This is a genomic window from Flavobacterium sp. KMS (assembly GCF_000813005.1).
In the GTDB taxonomy this organism is placed as follows: Bacteria; Bacteroidota; Bacteroidia; order Flavobacteriales; family Flavobacteriaceae; genus Flavobacterium.
The window spans coordinates 1-18,461 of the sequence record NZ_JSYP01000013.1; the positions used below are offsets into that span (position 1 = coordinate 1).

Sequence of the window (18,461 nt, forward strand, 5' to 3'; positions counted from 1 at the left end):
CCCGGAGATGATTTTGGACTTATAATTAATCCGCAAACACGCAAAGGATATTTTGCTTCTAATAGAACAGGCGATGACCAAATTTATAGTTTTGTAGAGCTAGAACCTTTAAAAATAAAGTATGATGTTCTTGTTTTTGGAAAAGTATATGATAAAAAATATAGCGAATTATTACCAAAAACTAAAATCTCATTGTTTGATTCCAATCAAAAAAAGATAGATGATTATTATACCGATAATGCAGGAGAATATCTTATAAAAGTTCCTCCGGGAGATTATCACCTAACGTATGATAAGGTAGGATATCTGCAAGGAAAAGAAGATTTGAAGATTGTTCAAAAGAATGAAAATCAAATGATTGAAATCAATAAATATCTTGATACAGATCCTAATGCGAGTGAGCTTACAACCGAAGATAACAAATCGATTACAGACGGATCAGATCTAACAAAAAAGCTAGGATTAAAACCAATTTATTTTGATTTTGATGATACAAGAATCAAACCTGTTTCCGAAAAAGAGTTGAATAAGATTGTACAAGTTCTAAAAGATTATCCAACAATAACAGTTGATATTAGATCGCATACGGATAGTCGAGGAGATAATGAGTATAACCTTAAATTATCCGAAAGAAGAGCCAAAGCAACAGTAGATTATCTCCTAAACAAAGGAGCCAGACCAAGTAGAGTAACTGGTAAAGGATATGGAGAAAGTCAATTAATTAATAAATGTAGCGATGGAGTAAAATGCACAGACAAAGAGCATCAACTAAACAGACGCTCCGAGTTTATAATAAATTTTAATAATAAGTAATATTGATGTTGAATAAAAGATTGTCAAAAAATGAATTTATTTAGCCATAAAGAGGTTTAGCTTTGATTAAAGCTAAACCTCTTTTCTTTATTTTAGTTTAAAAATAAATTTTTTAATGTAATAAAATAATGCCCATATTCGTTATTGGAATCACTTACAGTACATTTATATTTTTTTAAACTCTTTGACAAATTTTGCGTTTTTATATTCACTTTAAATGCTGTGTTTACAGGCATCGCTTTGTTTAAAAATATTTCCATATTATCTATTTCCGTATTACTATCGGGATGTGTTTTAAAAATGTTTTTCAGGATACATTTACCCATAAATACAGCAGGAACAATTTCATAATTATTAAAATGTCCAGAACAGTGATTTCGGGTAAAAACGTCAATATTTATATTAAACTCATCATCACTCACATATTCAAAAGAAGAATTAGGTAATACGGTCGTAAGAGGATTGTTCTCTCCTGCAGAATAATGAGAATCAAATATTTTCTTAAATGATGGTTCATCTATGATGAAATAATCAATTTCCATTTGAAATATTTTAGTCTTTTCATCTACAACTTCTATTAAAGCCCTTCCTTTTTGAATGTTTTCTAATTGAGATGTTATTTTGGCACTTAATGATCCCGATGGCTGGTTATAGGAAATTTTTCTTATCCTTACTTTTTCACCAAGAAAATAATTCTTCTCATTTGAATTCAATTTATTGGCTAAATTTAGACTTCCCAATGTGGAGAGGATTTTAAGAAGATCGGTGAAATTTTCCTTGTCAAAAGATTGAAATGATTTGTAAAGTGGAATTTCAGTATCACTTTGGTTGAATATAATTTTATCTGCATTTTCAAACAAATAAGGAGGCGTTTCGCCTATTAATTCAGCTATGTTTTTTTGGGGCTTAAGTATCATGATATTACAATTGTTTGATGTTATACACAGATTTAATGTTGAAATTTTGATCGGTTATTTCAAAAGTATATTCTATTTCACAATTGATATTTACAATCTCTTTAATCCCTTCTACAAATGGTAAAAGAGTTGGAATAGTTATATGTTTTTCTATACCTAATTCAGTCAATATTCTTAAATACCGATCAACTCCCGTTAGTTCAATAATAGTGTTATTAGGAGTGTATTTTATTATTTTAAAGTTATACTCAGGACTAGAGTTGTATAGCGCATAAATTACTACAGCAGCAAATGCTCTCGTATCTTTCTCTAATTTGGGATGTACACCAAATGTCTGTATTGTTTTTAATTTTCCTAATTCATAGAATAATCTTTTCGAATGGTTGTCCATTTTATCATAACCATAAGTTTCTCCAATATCTTTTAATAACAAGCCATAAAAAGCACCAGTTACATTAGATAAATTTTGGGTAAGAGAAGAAGTGCTTTCTGGAAAAAAAGCATTGACAATTTCTTCTTTTAATTCTAAGGAGGGGAAAATATCATTACCTCTTGTTTTTTCTAAATTTTTTAATAATGTTTCTTTCATTGTAGTAGTTATTAAATGGTTAGATTTTATTCCTAAAATAGATGGGGGAAATTTTGAAGAAAATGTTTTTAGAGGATGATACTATTTTAAATAGTTAAGTATCAGTGTGGTAGTGAATCAAATGTAGTTGTTTTTTTTATTTATTTTGACATGTTTCTTGTGATATTTACATGTAGTTTGTTGATTCATAGATATTTATACGAATTAGATAAAAAAAAATAGAGTTCTTTGATGTATATATAATTATTTGCTCAAGTTTTTGGATAATAGATTAAAAGTAGTAAGTACTCATAATTAATAACGGCAAAATAGCTAATCTCAGAAAAGAGCACTGATAGTGGGGCTTTATAACTTTATTTATATATTTTTGAAAATACATAACTAATATACCATACACTTGAACAAATTTCCTATTCCCACTTTATCAGTAGGCAATATACTTGGCGAAGAAACTTTGGGTATTACACTATTTCAGCATAGTGTAAAAGGGCGTAATGCATTTGAGCAACCACATAAACATGATTTTTATATGGTGTTCTTTGTAGAGAAAGGTTCAGGATTTCATAGCATAGATTTTACACAACATACAGTAGCCGATAATCAGGTATATTTTATACGACCAGGGCAAGTACATAATTGGTCGCTTAATGTAAATACAACAGGATTCCAACTTATGGTATCATCAGAGATAATAACTATTTTTTCAAATTTATCACAACTTCCATTTTTTGAGCAAAGCGTTCCATCTTGCCTTTCTTTAACTCAAGAAGAATTTCAAGAATTTAAAAAGCATTTGCATGAAATAGAAATTGCATTACCTCAAAATGATTTGCTTACAAAAGAAACAGTTTTACTTCGATTGCATTTATTATTTAAGCTATTGCAAAAAGACTATCTCAAACAATTTCCAGAATATAGTTTTTCGGCAAGACCAGAAAAAGTAATAAAAAACTTCAACACACTAATAGATAAAAATTTCCAAACAGAAACCTCAGTAAATTTTTATGCCAATAAACTCAACATTACACCAAACTATCTTAATATACTTTCTCAAAAGTTTTTAAAAACGTCGGCTAGTGATGTAATAAAAGAGCGAACAATTCTCGAAGCCAAACGATTGCTTACAAGTACCGACTTATCTATAAAAGAAATAGCGTATCAATTAGGCTTTAATGATAATGGCTATTTTAGTAAAGTATTTAAGAAATATGCTGGGAAAACACCAGGCGATTTTAAAGAAAGTTATAATCTTTACCATCCTTCTCATTAAAAATACCATTGCTGTTTAAAATTCTAAACGATTTTTGTAAATGATAAATAATTATTGTTTGCAGAAGCAATTATGATTTAAAAAAACATGGAAAAAATACAAAACAGACGCAATTTGCTATACTGTTTGGTTTTGAATATCCTGCTATTAGCCGGATGTTCTTCTAAACAAGCAGATATAAAAACAGAAAAAATGAATAGTAAAACACTTTTTGAAGCAGTCGAAACCAGAGATGTTGTTAGTGTAACTACACTTTTAAAAGAGAAACTCTCATTAGAAATAAAAAACAAAGACGGAGAAACCCCTTTAATGAGAGCTGTTTATGACAATAATAACGAAATAGCAAGATTATTAATTGAAGCAGGTGCCGATGTAAATGCACAAGATGATATGCTAAATAGTCCGTTTTTATACGCTGGTGCAGAAGGAAATCTTGAAGTAGTAAAACTAGCTTTACAACACGGCGTAAATTTCAGAGTATATAACCGTTATGGAGGTTCAGCACTTATTCCAGCAGCAGAAAAAGGACATCTGGAGGTGGTAAAACTTTTAGTAAATACACCAAACTTTCCTATAGACCATATTAATAATTTAAAATGGACAGCATTGTTAGAAGCAGTTTTGCTTAGCGATGGCGGGGCAGTGCATGTAAGTATCGTAAAAGCTTTAATAGATGGTGGCTGTAATGTAAATATTGGCGATAAGTACGGCGTAACACCATTAGGACATGCTAAGAAATTAGGCTATACAGAAATGATTAAAATACTACAACAAGCCGGAGCAAAATAAAATATAATTTATGGAAGAGAATATAATAAGCCGAAAAAAATTCTTAGGACTTGGAGCCGCTGCAACAGGAGCTGCATTGTTTTCTGGAATTGGTGCTACAGCAATGACACAAACAGAAGCTGAGGATAAAAAAAATAAGGATTTAAAAGAATATATTTTAGTTAATGTAAGACTAGAAGAAGGCTTTGAATATAATGATAAAAACGAAGTAGTAGCCACCAAAACGGGTTTATATAATTTGCATATTGGCGATGGTAAAATAAAAAATATTACTACAGGCAAACCAGTTACAAAATTAAAAACGGTCGATGCCAAAGGACTTCTGATGCTTCCGGGATTACGTGATATGCACATTCATATTGATAAAACCTATTACGGAGGAAACTGGAATGCTGCGCCAAGAAAAGGATATACCGTAAAAGATATGATAACGCTGGAGCAAAAGATAATACCGCAATTGCTTACAGATTCTCAGCATAAAGCAGAAGAAGCAATAAAGCTAATGCAAAGCCAAGGGAGTTATTTTGCCCGTTGTCAATGCAATATTGATCCTGTTAGCGGACTTAAAAGTTTAGAACATTTGCTTGCAGCATTAGATAATAACAAAGACAGTTTTGGGTGGGAAATTGTTGCTTTTCCGCAACACGGAATTTTATACTCACAATCAGAACCATTATTGCGAGAAGCTGCTGCAATGGGAGTAGACTTCATCGGTGGATTAGATCCAACAAGTGTAGATGGTAATATGGAAAAATCGCTGGATACCATGTTTCAAATTGCAATAGATACCAATAAAGGCATAGATATCCATTTGCACGAAGGACTTCCGTCAGGGCAAGCCGCTATAGAGTATATTATTAAAAGAACCGAAGAAAATAAACAACTACAAGGAAAAACATATATAAGCCATGGTTTTGCTCTTGCAAAAATGGAACCCAAAGATCTGGAAAAAGTAGCTGAACAAATGGGAGCACTTGGTATAGGAGTAGTTTCGACAATTCCTATTGGAAGAACAATTATGCCAATTCCGACTTTAAAAAAATACGGTGTAAAATTAATGACAGGAACTGATAGTATCGTAGATCACTGGATGCCTTTTGGGACTTGTGATATGCTCGAAAAAGCAAAATTATGTGCACAACTATATGGTTGGACAGATGAATATAGCTTAAGTCGGGCCTTACATATTGCCACTACAAACGAGATATTACCTCTTAACGACGCAGGAACCAGAGTATGGCCAGCAGTAGGAAATGATGCTAATTTTATTCTGGTAAAAGCAAGTTGTTCAGCCGAAGCAGTTGCCCGTTTGCCAAAAAGAGAAGGCGTGTTTTTTAATGGAAAAATGATAGCGGGGGAGATGGGTTAGAGGAGGTTCAAAGGTTCTGAGGTTCAGAGGTTCAAAGGCTTTTCTGTAGAGAAGCACCGCAGTGCGTCTACGCAATATAGGTTTACACATAAACTAACCCCCAAACTTGTCTTCCTGACGAAGGAAGACACGAGCGATAGCGAACTGGCGAAGCAATCTTCACGAGTAGCTCGACAATCTTTGTTGAGTTTCTTGTGAGTTAAGAAGTAAAGATGTTACACCATAAACTAACCGCATGTCACCCTGAGCGAAGTCGAAGGGCGCATAAGGCTTCGACTCCGCTCAGCCTGACAAAGATTGATAACAATTATCAACTATCAACCAACAACCAACAACTATCAACCAACAACGAATAATTATCAATTAACAATTACTCCTTCTTCATAATAAAAATGTAGCTTTATAATTTTGTAATTAAAATGATTACGATATGGCTAATAAAACCTCACAACACATATTAAACACATCGGCAAATCTTTTGGGTTTTTGTCTTATTGTTATAACGTCTTTGCATATCACAAATAAATCAGAAACGACTTATATAGACGAATTCACATCGATCATAGCTATATTTCTTATTTTTTCCTGCTTCTTTTCCTTTTTATCCATTAAGACATTAAAAGAAAAATTAGAGAGAAAATTAGAAACAATAGCCGATTATTTATTCGGAATGGCATTAATGGGAATTCTGATTATTGTAGTTATTAAAACGTTGGACTTAACTAATTAAATCGATTCAATAATTTTTTCGCGATGGTTTAATCCCCATTGTACCAAGGTTTCGGTAACGGGCAAAACTGATTTTCCGTATTCAGTAACTGAGTAAGCAACAGTAATTGGTCTAGTATTCTGAACCACTCTTGTAATAAGCAAATTAACCTCTAAGTCTTTGAGTTCTTTACTCAACATTTTAGCAGAGATTCCTTCGATTTCGCGTTGCATTTTTTTAAAATGAATAACTTGATGCGTTCTGTTCGTTAAGAATCTTAAAATCATCAGTTTCCATTTTCCACCCAAAACGTCCAGACTATCTCGCATTGCAAGTAGTTCCTCTGTACAATTTGCTTCACGCAAAACACCATCTCTTTTAATTTTTGCCATAATAGTTTCTTTAAGGTAACTAGTAACCATTAGTTAACGGATAGTAAATATAAATGATATTCAGAATATTTTTGTGTTTTAAATCTATAAATATGAAAGCAATTATAGCAGATAAAGAAGGCAAATTACATTTAGAAAATGTCAATACGCCAACAATAAAAGAAGGCGAAGTATTGATAAAGATTATCGCTTCGGGATTTAATCCAATCGATTATCAGATGTTAGAAAATGAACTGGAAAGAAAACTAATGCATTCTCCAATTTTAGGACGAGAACTTTCGGGTATTGTAGTTGAGGTTGGAGAAAATGTCAAAGATTTTAAAGTCGGCGATGCTGTATTTTCAGGTTCAGGAAGTATGGGGTCAAATGGAACTTATGCTGAATATATCGCTATTAGAGAATCTGTTGTGGTACATAAACCTAACTTTTTATCTTTTGCGCAAGCAGCAGGAATTCCTTCGGCAGGATTAACAGCCTTGCAATCTTTTAACCGAATGAAATTACAAAATTCCGATTCGGTTTTAATAACTGGTGCAGCAGGAGGAGTTGGTGCAATGCTGGTGAAAATTCTCTTAGCAAATAAATTCACAAACTTTATTGTTACAGCCGGAAATGAAGAAAGCATTCAATCATTAAAAGAAATAGGAGTAAAGGAGAGTCAAATTATTAATTATAAAACAGATGATGTAGCAACTTTTTCTTTAGCAAAAAATAACCAGCAAAAGTTTGATTTTGTAGTGGATTTAGTCGGAAATAAAATAGGAGAAATTGCAGCCAAGCTTTTAAAATCAAATGGAACGTTTCTGGATGTCACTGCACTTTCTACCGAAGAATCCAGAGAAACGCTATTTAATAAAGGAGCTATAATCATGAATATTTCTAATTACACCTATTCTGTAGAAAAAGAGTATGGGTATTATAAAAACGGATTGTCAGAGCTAGTTCGATTAATAAAAGAGAAATCGGTAACCCCGCCAAATATTGAAATTATCGGTGAGTTAAATATTGAAACTGTAACCAAAGCACACGAAATTCTTCGCTTGAATAAAACAAAAGGCAAGAAATTAATCATGCAAGTGAGTATTTAGTACCAGTTTTCAGTCGCAGTATTTAGTACTAGTTTTCAGTTTTTAGTAACCAGTTTTTAGTACCAGTGGCAGTATTTAGTACCAGTTTTTAGTGGCAGTTTTTAGTGGCAGTTTTTAGGAGTATTAAAAAAAAGCAAAAGGCAGATATTTTTAAATATCTGCCTTTTGCTGTAACTGTAACTGTAACTGTAACTGTAACTGTAACTGTAACTGTAACTGTAACTGTAACTGTAACTGTAACTGTAACTGTAACTGTAACTGTAACTGTAACTGTAACTGAGTACTGGTACTTAATACTGCGACTTAATACTAAAACCTACCAGCCCTTAACAGCGCCACCTTTAAATTCTTTTTCAGCAGCTTTTTCAACTTCTTCAGATTGGAATGCTTTAAGAAATTTTTTAACTTTTTCTTCGTTTTTATTATCCTCTCTGGAAACGATTAAGTTTACGTAAGGAGAATCTTTATCTTCTACAAATAAAGCATCTTTTGATGGTACAAGGCCAGCTTGAGAAGAGAATGTATTGTTGATAATCGCAATAGTTACATTAGCATCATCTAGCGCTCTGGCTATTTGTGGTGCTTCTAGTTCCATTATTTTTAGGTTCTTAGGGTTTTCTGCAATATCAGTCACCTTTGGCAAAAGCCCAACACCATCTTTAAGTTTTATAAGACCATTTTTTTGCAATAATAATAACGAACGACCACCATTAGTTGGATCATTAGGAATTATAATAGTGCTTTCTGGCTGTAATTCGGCTAGAGTTTTTATTTTTTTAGAATATCCAGCAATAGGATAAACAAAGGTCTTCCCGATAATAGCTAGTTTATAACCTCTTTGTTTAGATTGTTCGTCAAGATAAGGCTTGTGCTGAAAAGCGTTTACATCAATATCACCTTGATTTAATGCTTCGTTCGGAACCACATAATCGTTAAATGTAATAAGCTCTACATCCAGTCCGTATTTTTCTTTTGCCACTTTTTGAGCAGCTTGAGCAACTGCAAATTCTGGTCCTGCAGCAACTCCAACTATGATATGATTAGGATCGTTTTTTTTCTCTTTTCCACAGTTTGCAAATACTAATGTAAGTAATGCTATTCCGGCTAGTATTGAAAATTTATTTCTTGTATTCATGTTCTTATTTTAATATTAAAATTATTTTTTTATCTGTGATCAAAGCGTTTAGAAAGTGCATCTCCTGCAAATTGTATGATAAATACAAGCGCAACAAGAAGAACTAATACAGTATTCATGATTGTAGCATCATAACCGATATAACCATATTGATACCCAATTTGTCCTAAACCACCAGCACCTACAGCACCGCCCATTGCAGAATAACCTACAAGTGTAATTAAGGTAATCGAAGCAGCATTGATAATCGACGGAAGCGCTTCTGGCAATAATACTTTATAAACAATCTGAAAAGGAGTTGCGCCTAATGCTCTCGCAGCTTCTATTAATCCCGAAGGTAAGCCTAAAAGACTGTTTTCGACTAATCTTGCAATAAAAGGTGCAGCTCCAATACTAAGCGGTACCAATGCAGCACTTACTCCGATAGAAGTTCCTACCAATGCTCTGGTAAAAGGAATCATCCAAACGATTAAAATAATGAAAGGAATTGATCTGAATATGTTTACAACAACCGATAAAATTCGGTTAAATAAAACATGCTCCATAATTTGCCCTTTGCGTGTTAGGAATAAAAATATACCTGCCGGAAGACCTAAAAGAAAACCGAAGAAACCAGAAAGCAAAGTCATGGTAATGGTTTCTAATGTGCCTTTTAATAATAATGTTATAATAGATTCAGACATAGCCTAATATTTCAGTTTTAATATGTTTCTCTTTAAAAAAATTAATTGCTTGGTTTTGCTCACTTTCATCACCTGAAAGTTCTACGATAAGAATTCCAAAATTTACATCGCCAGCAAATGCAGTTTGAGCCGTTATAATATTAGCATTAACATTAAACTTTCTTGCTGCTTGAGTAAGAATAGGTTCATTTACCGATTTACCGTTTAACTCCAAACGCAATAAAGGATTCAGTCCTTTTTTATACACTGCCGAAAGACGTTCCTGATATAAATCTGGAATATCAATATGTAACGAAGAGGCAATAAATTCGCTTGTTAGAGCATGCTTAGGATTTGCAAATATTTCGCCAATTGTTCCTTGCTCAATTAATTCACCATTACTAATTACAGCAACTTCATCGCAAATTGCTTTTACAACTTCCATTTGGTGTGTAATAAGTAATATGGTAATATTTAAGCGTTTGTTAATGTCTTTTAATAAGTTTAAAATAGATCTTGTAGTTCCAGGATCCAGTGCACTTGTAGCTTCATCACATAGTAATACTTTAGGATTGTTTGCTAAAGTTCTTGCAATGGCAACACGTTGTTTTTGACCACCAGAAAGACTTGCTGGATAATCATTTATTTTTTCTTCAAGACCTACAAGCTCTAATAATTCTTTTACTCTGTCTTTAATTTGATTTTTAGAAACCCCGGCTAATTCCAGTGGAAAAGCAACATTATCAAAAACAGTTCTGGATGATAGTAAATTAAAATGCTGAAAAATCATTCCGATTTGTCTTCTTTCCTGAGCCAATTCGGCATTAGATAGTTGTAATAACGATTTCCCTCCAACGATTACATCTCCTGAAGTTGGTTTTTCTAATAAGTTAATACAACGTATAAGTGTACTTTTTCCCGCTCCCGAAGTACCAATTACACCAAAAATTTTACCTTCGGGTACATGCAGAGATACACCTTTTAGTGCAGTAATCTCCCTCCCGGTTTTGTAAAATTTCTTGGTTATATTTTTTAATTCTATCATATTCTAGCTATTTGTAATCATTAAATAATGTAAAGGAAGCACTTAATTATTAGAGAATTAAAAATGATTTAGCTCTTCTTATTTATTTGTGACCTTTAAATTATGGTGCAAATGTAAGTCAGATTTAGTTTATATTAAAATCTATGGGTTAAGTAGAATAACAATAAAATGTTAATTTTTAGGGCTAATTGCACTTTATAGCTTGATTTACAGCATGCATTTTTTTCACTATAATAGTTAAATTAGTATTATACATAAAATAAGACTTGTTAAATATGTTATTTAAGATTTTTATTTTTGTTAGAATTGTATAATAAATGCTTAATTTTAGATTGATTTAAAATTGCTTGGTATTAAATGTCGCCTCTAAATGATTTATTTAAAATATGCCGAATAACAAAATTATAGAAAACCTAAAACTTCCTAATGTCTACATTCTTTTACTTATAGTATTTTTATCATGTACATTATTAATTTTTATTAACTTTTTCACCATCAAGATTTTATCTGCTAACAGAGCTTATGTTAATGGGGAATCACATTATTCAAAAGGACAGAAAGACGCAGTAAGACACCTTATTACGTATTTGTACACAGGAGATAAAGAGCAATGGAAGCTTTACGAAGAAGAATTAAAGGTTCCGCAAGGTGATGGGATTGCCAGAATCTTACTTTTAGTTAATGGAGATATTAAAATCATTAAAAAAGGATTAAGAGACGGACGCAATCACGAAAAGGATTTAGATGATATGATATGGCTGTTTAGAAACTTTAGATCAGTTTCTTTTTTAGCCAAAGCAATCAAAGAATGGGAGCAAGCCGATCAATTAATTAATCAGATAGCTGAGATAGGTAAAGAGATTGATAAAAAAATAAAGAGTTCTAGTTTAAAGCCTGAGGATCAAAAAGCTTTTCTAAGCTTAATTAGTATAATAAGTGATAGGTTAACCATAAATGAGCGTAATTTTTCGAATACCTTAGGTGAGGGAACACGAACAATTAAGGATCGATTAATTTTTACGAATATATTTTTTATTCTAATCATTATAAGTAGTGTTTGCATTTACTATTCGATAATGGTAAAAAGGATAATAGCATCAAAAAGAGAAATTGAAGTTAAGAATGAAAATTTAACGCTTGCAAATAAAGAACTAGATAGATTTGTTTATAGTGCTTCACATGATTTAAGATCTCCGATTACTTCGCTTAAAGGATTAATCGAGATTACACAAATGGAAGACGACTTAGAGCAGATAAGAGAATATCTGAACCTGATGAGTCAAAGCTTAATTAAGCAAGATCAGTTTATAAATGATATTATTGATTACTCTAAAAATAAAAGAAAAGATGTTGTTTTAGAAACCGTAAGTCTGGTAAGTTTATTTGAAGGAGCAATAATACAGCATACGCATATAAAAAATGCAGATCGTATTATGCTTGATATAGATATTATGGCAGACAAAGTTCAGAGTGATAGTCTTAGGCTAAAAATCATTGTAAATAATTTGCTGTCGAATGCCATAAAGTATGCTGATGAAAGTAAAGATGTAATGCGTATCTCGATTAAGACTTATCTTGAAGGGAATTTTTATAAAATTGAAGTAACTGATAACGGAATTGGGATTAAACCAGAATCAAAGGGGCATATATTCGAAATGTTTTATGTTGTAGATAGTAATAAAGGGTCTGGGTTAGGTCTTTATATAGCACAAGAAGCTATAAAAAGCCTTAATGGAACAATTGAGTTAGAGTCTGAATTTACAATTGGAAGTAAATTTACTGTAACGATTCCTAAATTGTAGGAGCTGCGTATGATTTAAAATTATAAACTTGATAACATATTTCTAAAAAAAAATAGGATCTATATATGGAATTTAAATATGTTTTTTTGCTAATAGAAGATAGTGATATCGATAAACTTGTTATAAAACAATTACTAAAAAAAGTGCTTGACGTAACAAATGTAAATACTGTTAATAATGGTAAAGAGGGAATAGAATGGATTATAAATCATAGGAAGAATTTTAACCAATCTCTAGTTATTCTTTTAGACATACAGATGCCAATCATGAACGGCTTTGAATTTTTGCTGGCTTACGATAAGCTTTCGGATGATCTAAAATATGAAACCCAAATCTTCGTACTTTCATCTTCGTTAGTAAGAGAAGAGATAAAACGTATTAAAAGCAATCAGTATGTAACTGAATTTTTAAGCAAGCCAATCGCGATAAAAGAGTTTGGAGATATATTATATCCAACTTTAAAAAGAAAAATGGGATAGCATAAAATCATCTATTCTTTAATGCTTGAATTTCGTTTTTTAATTCCAAAAACATTGTTTTGACATCGTCGATTTCTGAAGATTTTTGCTCTTTATCATTTCGACCAATGTTGCATACATATTCCCAAATTTCTAGAATATTTGATGCCTTTACTAAATATGGAGGATAAAAAGTATTATCAGAATGTGCCATTAAATCATTCTTTCCATTTTTGTTAAGACGTTTGTAAACAATACCATCAGTTTTTGTAATAAGTATATAGGTTCTGCCATCCAGGACTTCGCCTAAATTTTCTATATAACGTCCAACTATAAAAGAACCATTTTCGTGAGGCGGCATAGAATCGCCCTCTACAGGAAAAGCCCTGTGTTTTCCGTGTCCTAAAAACGGAAGCGATATATGTTGTAGATTTTCTATAAACTCAGGGTCGGCATAACCAGTAAGATACCCAGCTTTTGCTTTATGCGGAATAATTTCTATTAAATTATCGCCATTTCGGTCTACCGTAATAGGTAATAGTATCCGATTATCTCCCAGTTTTAGCAATTCTCCCATAGGAATCTTTTTCATTTCTACCGAAAGTAAAATATCGATACTAATATGAAAAAAGCGCGATATGGCTACTAATATTTCTGGAGGAGGAGAGTTTTTTCCATCTTCATATTTGGCATAACGATCACGGGATATGAGCAAGCCTTCGGCAACTTCACGTTGTGAAATTTCTTTTCGGGCTCTAAGGTATTTAATATTATCAGAAAATAAAGACATATGTTAATGGGATAATTCGTCACAGTAAATATATGAAATTTGTGACGATATATACTAATTTTGTTTTATATAAAAACAAAGAGACTAATTATTAGTTCATTTCACTTAATTCAAGAAGCATGTTACTTTTTAATGATACCGAGATATTTACAAGTGGTAATAGGGAGAAAAAGGTTTTTGATCTTCCAGATACAGAATTGATATTGTGTGATACTCTTTTTACAAAAGAAGAGGCTGATTTATATTATAATGTTTTGCTCAACACAACAGCATGGCGTGAATATGAAATGGAGATTTATGATAAAACGCTTAAAGTGCCTAGAATGATTTCTTGGTATGAGGATAAAAATAATATTGGTGCAGAACAGGATCGCCCAGATTGGACACCCGAATTATTGTTGATTAAGGAACGAGTAGAAGCAGAGACAGGAGTTAAATTTAATAGTGTTCTGCTCAATTTATATCGAAACGGAAAAGATGGAGTAAGTTGGCATAGCGACAGGGAGCAAAATTTTGGAAAAGATGCTATTATTGCCTCAGTAAGTTTTGGTGAAACAAGAATTTTTAAGTTGCGACATAAATTTAAAAAAGAAATTCCACAATTAGAAATTCCGTTACATCATGGTTCATATTTATTGATGGGCGGAACAACACAAAGTTTTTGGCAACATCAGGTTCCTAAAACTACAAAAGATATTCTGCCAAGAATTAATCTTACTTTTAGGATTGTAGACAGGAAGTTATGATTTTTTAGTCTGTGAAGAAAAAAGTTAACCGTAAAGAGCGCAAAGTTTTAAAACTGTTTTAAAATAAAAATTGAACCATTAAGAAATAAAGTTACATTAATAACAAAACTTAATTTTTCTTAATCTATTAATTGTAAAAAATTCGTGGCAAAAATTAACCGCAAAGTTCGCAAAGGTTTACGCAAAGATCACAAAGTTTTTCCTCAATATTGTCATTCTGAGACGGAGTCGAAGAATCTCCACAAGAAACTCACAAAATTGTCAGGGTGACAATTTTGTGGTAATAGAACAAAGCTTAATTTTTCTTAATCTCTTAATGGTAAAATCATTGTTCCTGTAGCAAAGCATTTGTTCTGCGAATAGATTCTTCGTCTTTATAATCCAGCCAGGCTTGTCCTTTGCGTTTTCGCATCCAGTTATCATAATAACGAATAATGGCTACATTTGTCAATGCCTTTAGTACATTGGTAGGTCTTCCGGATAAAGAACGCAGACTTAAGGAGAATCCCGGAGTGATATATTTCATGTAATGCCACCAACCTTCGGGCATATACAGCATTTCGCCATGTTGCAAATTAGTAATATATGGTTTTACTAATTTAAGAGCTGGAAATTTTTCATAATCAGGATTATCAAAATCGATATCTTCATTACAAATCCAGGAATAGGGAAGACGATACATGTATTTTGTTTCTTTAGGATCTACTAAAACACATTGTTTTTTTCCTTGGAAATGAATATGAAATATATTAGGGAAATCAATATCATAATGCATAAAAACTTTAGCATTCTGACCACCAAAAAAAACTAGCGGTAAACTCTTTATCAACCGAAGACCTAATTTAGGCCATCGTATATCGGTTTTCATAGAAGGCACATCTTTCATTAAATTATATAAAAATATGCGTAAATGTGTAGGTCCTTTTTCGAGTATATCAATATACTCGGACATAGTCATTGTAAAATCTGGTTCATTGACTTTCTTAGTATGGTCGGTTTTACGATTGTCGTATAAAGGAACAGTCTTATCGCCTGCAACTTCTCTTAAAAAATCAAAATTCCATTTTGTAAATGCAGGCCAATCTTCTATTTGATTGGTTATAACTACTGGCTTTTGAGGCTTATAATAGTTTTCGATAAATTCTTTTTTTGTAAGTTTTTCTACTCTTTCAATTTCTATATATTCAAATGCCATAATTAAAATTTTAAAATTGTTCGAAAATTATAAAGTCACATATTCTTGGTTTTTATTATATAAGTTAGAGATATTCGGTATTATTTACAACAAGATAAACGTATAAACTGTAAGAAGATTATAGTATTTAATGTGTTTAGAGAGATGAAATTATATTATTATAGAATTTGGTTATCTACTAACAAGGCATATTCCTTAAGGTTTTTTAGTTTTTCGGTGGATTATTTGTTAACCTAAAGTTATTGAATTTTTAATTTACATGCTCAAAAAAAGTAAATTTCTATAAAAAAATGCAATTTCATTTTGATTGTTACATTTCTTTAAAAATTTGTGATTATAAATTATTTTTCTATTCATAATTGTTTATGTTTGTTAATAAAACATTAAATATAAGGTTAAAATTAACTTTTATGTTTTAGGATGTTTTGTTTAATAAAAAAGAGCCTATTACTAAAATGTCCTCTGATAGTAAAGGTTGTAAAGTGTTGTAAATAAGAGTATTTGCTTGATTTAACGCAATGCTATTAAGATTGAAATTCATTGAAATGTTAATAAAAATAAAATCATTTGTTAAATTGACTTCTACTTATAAATTAAAAAATACAGTAGAACATCAATTCATCAAAAAAATAAATTGTAGGTTTTTATTTGTTAGCATTAAAATTCTTAAACCAAAAAACTTTAATGAGAATTTCGACCGGCTTGTACGTCAGCATATTCGCATTGAAAATTACCAATTAACCAAAACCAAATTATGAAAAGCCAAACAATAACACAAGTAGATGTTCTTGATGATTCCATACTATGGAATAATCTGAAAGCGGGAGATGAAAAGGCTTTTTCATTACTTTTTGAAAAGCATTATGCTCATTTAGTTCGTTACGGGAATTCACTGTCTCCCTTTGCCGAAAAAGTACAAGACTGCGTGCAGGATGTATTTACGGATGTTTGGGTTTACAGAGAATCACTAAATGACTCGGTTGTTGTAAAAGCATATTTGCTATCAAGCGTACGTAAGCGAATTGCCAGACTTCATGAACGTGATCATATTTTTCGTAAAACAACATCTACAGACTCCATTGAATTTTTATTTGATTTTTCGGTAGAGCATCAACTTATTGCCGATGAAGAAACGTTGGGCAAAGTATCACATCTTAATAAATTATTAAATGCTTTACCAGGAAGGCAAAAAGAAGCTTTGTATTTAAGATATAATGAGGGACTTAGTGTGGAGCAAATTGCCGACATGCTGGATGTTAATTACCAATCGGCAAATAACTTGTTGCATCGCGCTTTATTAAATCTTCGCAAAGAATGGAAAGGCAATCTTTCCCTTTTATTGCTGTTATCATCAAGCCTTTTTTAGTTTTTTTTAATTAAATGTAAAAAAAATCATAATTTGGTGAGTATATAAATAAAAAAGTGTCCTCTATGTTTTTGTAACCTTATTTTTAGATGCAAGAACGTAACAATTATACAGAAGTAGAAGATTTTTTGGCTGACGAATCATTTCGATTGTGGGTACAATCTGAAGATGATTCTGATCGCTGGGAAGAATGGACTCTAGAAAATCCTAAACGTGCCAAATTGGTAGAAGAAGCACGATTATGGTTGCTAGCCATGAATGTTCCAGAAACTACTTTATCTCCGGCAGATATTCAATCTGCATTAGAATCTACTTGGAATAAAATCGAAAGAAAAGAAATTGCTGAAAAAGCTACAAATTCTCCAGTACTTAAACTTTGGAAGAATTATTGGTTTAGTGGAGCTGCAGCAGTTTTGTTTTTTGGATTAGTTGCTAGTTGGTTTTATACCAGCAACACAAATAGTACTATTAATACTGAAGTTGTTACTTATAAAGAATTGGTAAGTGAGAATAATGAAGGATTAGTAGAACAAACAAATAATACAAACAAATCACAAATTATAACTTTATCTGATGGCAGTTCTGTTTTGTTAAAACCAAACAGTAAGCTTAGTTATCCTAAAATATTTATAGGAAACGAAAGAAAAGTTTATCTATCTGGCGAAGGCTTTTTTGAAATTAGTAAGAATCCCAAAAAACCATTTTTCGTCTTCGCCAATGAGATAGTTACCCGAGTTGTAGGAACAAGTTTCAGGATTAAAGCATATTCTGATCAGCCTAATGTTGAGGTACTTGTACGTACAGGAAAAGTAACGGTAAAGTCTAACGAATTAATTACAAATTCAAAATCAAGCTCTAAAGGAGAAGAAGTTATTTTGTTACCTAACCAAGCGCTGCGTTTTGTACGTGAGGAATTTACTTTTAATAAAATCACCGATATCACACTAGATGAATCTTTGGCGCACTCGGTAGGTAATATCGAACAATTAAGTTTTGAGTTTAATGATATTCCTGTTACCCAAATATTTAGGACAATAGAACAAGCGTATTTGGTGAAAATTGATTTTCCTTATTCGAAATTAAAAGATTGCCATCTTACTACTTCGTTGAGTGATCAACCATTACCAGAGAAACTAAAAATTATTTGTAAAAGCCTCGGTAATAATACAAGTTATGAAATGAATGGAAATCAGATCATTATTACATCTAATGGATGTGAATAAACCCTAGTGCTTATGTAATAAATATATAAAGAAAAGCGCCGAAGATGCTGTAACATTTTCGACGCTTAGATAATATCAAGTTGCTCTCTGTAAAGGGCAATTT

The 18,461-nt window shown here is 31.7% G+C and carries 19 protein-coding genes; 11 read left to right on the forward strand and 8 right to left on the reverse strand.

Annotation, left to right across the window (positions count from 1 at the left end):
• Positions 1–813, forward strand: an 813-nt coding sequence (locus OA93_RS14095) for an OmpA family protein (RefSeq protein WP_039114007.1), incomplete at its 5' end; no start/stop codon positions are given.
• Positions 814–905: 92 nt separating this feature from the next.
• Here OA93_RS14095 and OA93_RS14100 read toward each other — a convergent pair.
• On the reverse strand, positions 906–1,730 hold the full coding sequence (locus tag OA93_RS14100; protein ID WP_039114008.1) for a hypothetical protein: 825 nt from the start codon (positions 1,728–1,730) through the stop codon (positions 906–908).
• 4 nt (positions 1,731–1,734) lie between these two features.
• Positions 1,735–2,319, reverse strand: coding sequence for a hypothetical protein (locus OA93_RS14105; RefSeq protein WP_039114009.1), 585 nt, complete (start codon positions 2,317–2,319; stop codon positions 1,735–1,737).
• 397 nt (positions 2,320–2,716) lie between these two features.
• On the opposite strand from OA93_RS14105, the gene OA93_RS14110 reads away from it, so the two are divergent.
• The 4 genes from OA93_RS14110 (at position 2,717) to OA93_RS14125 (ending at position 6,477) form a co-directional block, all read left to right on the forward strand.
• On the forward strand, positions 2,717–3,589 hold the full coding sequence (locus OA93_RS14110; protein ID WP_052259454.1) for an AraC family transcriptional regulator: 873 nt from the start codon (positions 2,717–2,719) through the stop codon (positions 3,587–3,589).
• 87 nt (positions 3,590–3,676) lie between these two features.
• A complete protein-coding gene (locus OA93_RS14115) occupies positions 3,677–4,378 on the forward strand; it encodes an ankyrin repeat domain-containing protein (protein WP_039114010.1) in 702 nt (233 codons plus the stop codon).
• A 10-nt stretch (positions 4,379–4,388) separates the two neighbouring features.
• The gene (locus tag OA93_RS14120) at positions 4,389–5,747 is read left to right on the forward strand and encodes an amidohydrolase (protein ID WP_039114012.1); all 1,359 of its coding nucleotides are present in this window, start codon (positions 4,389–4,391) and stop codon (positions 5,745–5,747) included.
• A 430-nt stretch (positions 5,748–6,177) separates the two neighbouring features.
• Positions 6,178–6,477 (forward strand): hypothetical protein, encoded by a 300-nt coding sequence (locus OA93_RS14125; protein ID WP_039114013.1) that lies wholly within the window; start codon positions 6,178–6,180, stop codon positions 6,475–6,477.
• Here OA93_RS14125 and OA93_RS14130 read toward each other — a convergent pair.
• Positions 6,474–6,848: a helix-turn-helix domain-containing protein gene (locus OA93_RS14130; protein WP_039114107.1), complete on the reverse strand. Its 375-nt coding sequence runs from the start codon at positions 6,846–6,848 to the stop codon at positions 6,474–6,476. The genes OA93_RS14125 and OA93_RS14130 overlap by 4 nt on opposite strands.
• A gap of 92 nt (positions 6,849–6,940) precedes the next feature.
• On the opposite strand from OA93_RS14130, the gene OA93_RS14135 reads away from it, so the two are divergent.
• Positions 6,941–7,936, forward strand: a complete 996-nt coding sequence (locus OA93_RS14135; RefSeq protein ID WP_039114014.1) for an NADP-dependent oxidoreductase — start codon at positions 6,941–6,943, stop codon at positions 7,934–7,936.
• A gap of 316 nt (positions 7,937–8,252) precedes the next feature.
• Here OA93_RS14135 and metQ read toward each other — a convergent pair whose 3' ends face one another.
• The 3 genes from metQ to metN are packed head-to-tail and all read right to left on the reverse strand — an operon-like array spanning position 8,253 to position 10,778.
• Positions 8,253–9,071, reverse strand: a complete 819-nt coding sequence (gene metQ, locus OA93_RS14140; RefSeq protein ID WP_039114015.1) for a methionine ABC transporter substrate-binding lipoprotein MetQ — start codon at positions 9,069–9,071, stop codon at positions 8,253–8,255.
• A gap of 29 nt (positions 9,072–9,100) precedes the next feature.
• The gene (gene metI, locus OA93_RS14145; protein ID WP_039114016.1) at positions 9,101–9,754 is read right to left on the reverse strand and encodes a methionine ABC transporter permease MetI; all 654 of its coding nucleotides are present in this window, start codon (positions 9,752–9,754) and stop codon (positions 9,101–9,103) included.
• A complete protein-coding gene (metN, locus tag OA93_RS14150; protein WP_039114017.1) occupies positions 9,747–10,778 on the reverse strand; it encodes a methionine ABC transporter ATP-binding protein MetN in 1,032 nt (343 codons plus the stop codon). The genes metI and metN overlap by 8 nt, the downstream gene beginning before the upstream one ends.
• A gap of 386 nt (positions 10,779–11,164) precedes the next feature.
• Here metN and OA93_RS14155 point away from each other — a divergent pair, with 386 nt between their 5' ends.
• A complete protein-coding gene (locus OA93_RS14155) occupies positions 11,165–12,580 on the forward strand; it encodes a HAMP domain-containing sensor histidine kinase (protein ID WP_039114018.1) in 1,416 nt (471 codons plus the stop codon).
• Positions 12,581–12,645: 65 nt separating this feature from the next.
• Positions 12,646–13,059: a response regulator gene (locus OA93_RS14160; RefSeq protein WP_039114019.1), complete on the forward strand. Its 414-nt coding sequence runs from the start codon at positions 12,646–12,648 to the stop codon at positions 13,057–13,059.
• A 7-nt stretch (positions 13,060–13,066) separates the two neighbouring features.
• Here OA93_RS14160 and OA93_RS14165 read toward each other — a convergent pair whose 3' ends face one another.
• On the reverse strand, positions 13,067–13,828 hold the full coding sequence (locus OA93_RS14165) for a LexA family transcriptional regulator (RefSeq protein ID WP_039114021.1): 762 nt from the start codon (positions 13,826–13,828) through the stop codon (positions 13,067–13,069).
• 119 nt (positions 13,829–13,947) lie between these two features.
• On the opposite strand from OA93_RS14165, the gene OA93_RS14170 reads away from it, so the two are divergent.
• A complete protein-coding gene (locus OA93_RS14170) occupies positions 13,948–14,574 on the forward strand; it encodes an alpha-ketoglutarate-dependent dioxygenase AlkB (RefSeq protein ID WP_039114022.1) in 627 nt (208 codons plus the stop codon).
• Positions 14,575–14,899: 325 nt separating this feature from the next.
• Here the strand turns inward: OA93_RS14170 and OA93_RS14175 are convergent, their stop codons facing one another.
• A complete protein-coding gene (locus OA93_RS14175) occupies positions 14,900–15,769 on the reverse strand; it encodes a cupin-like domain-containing protein (protein WP_039114023.1) in 870 nt (289 codons plus the stop codon).
• 754 nt (positions 15,770–16,523) lie between these two features.
• Here OA93_RS14175 and OA93_RS14185 point away from each other — a divergent pair.
• Positions 16,524–17,135 (forward strand): sigma-70 family RNA polymerase sigma factor, encoded by a 612-nt coding sequence (locus OA93_RS14185; protein WP_039114026.1) that lies wholly within the window; start codon positions 16,524–16,526, stop codon positions 17,133–17,135.
• 89 nt (positions 17,136–17,224) lie between these two features.
• Positions 17,225–18,358, forward strand: a complete 1,134-nt coding sequence (locus tag OA93_RS14190; protein ID WP_039114027.1) for a FecR family protein — start codon at positions 17,225–17,227, stop codon at positions 18,356–18,358.
• The last annotated feature ends 103 nt before the right edge of the window (positions 18,359–18,461 follow it).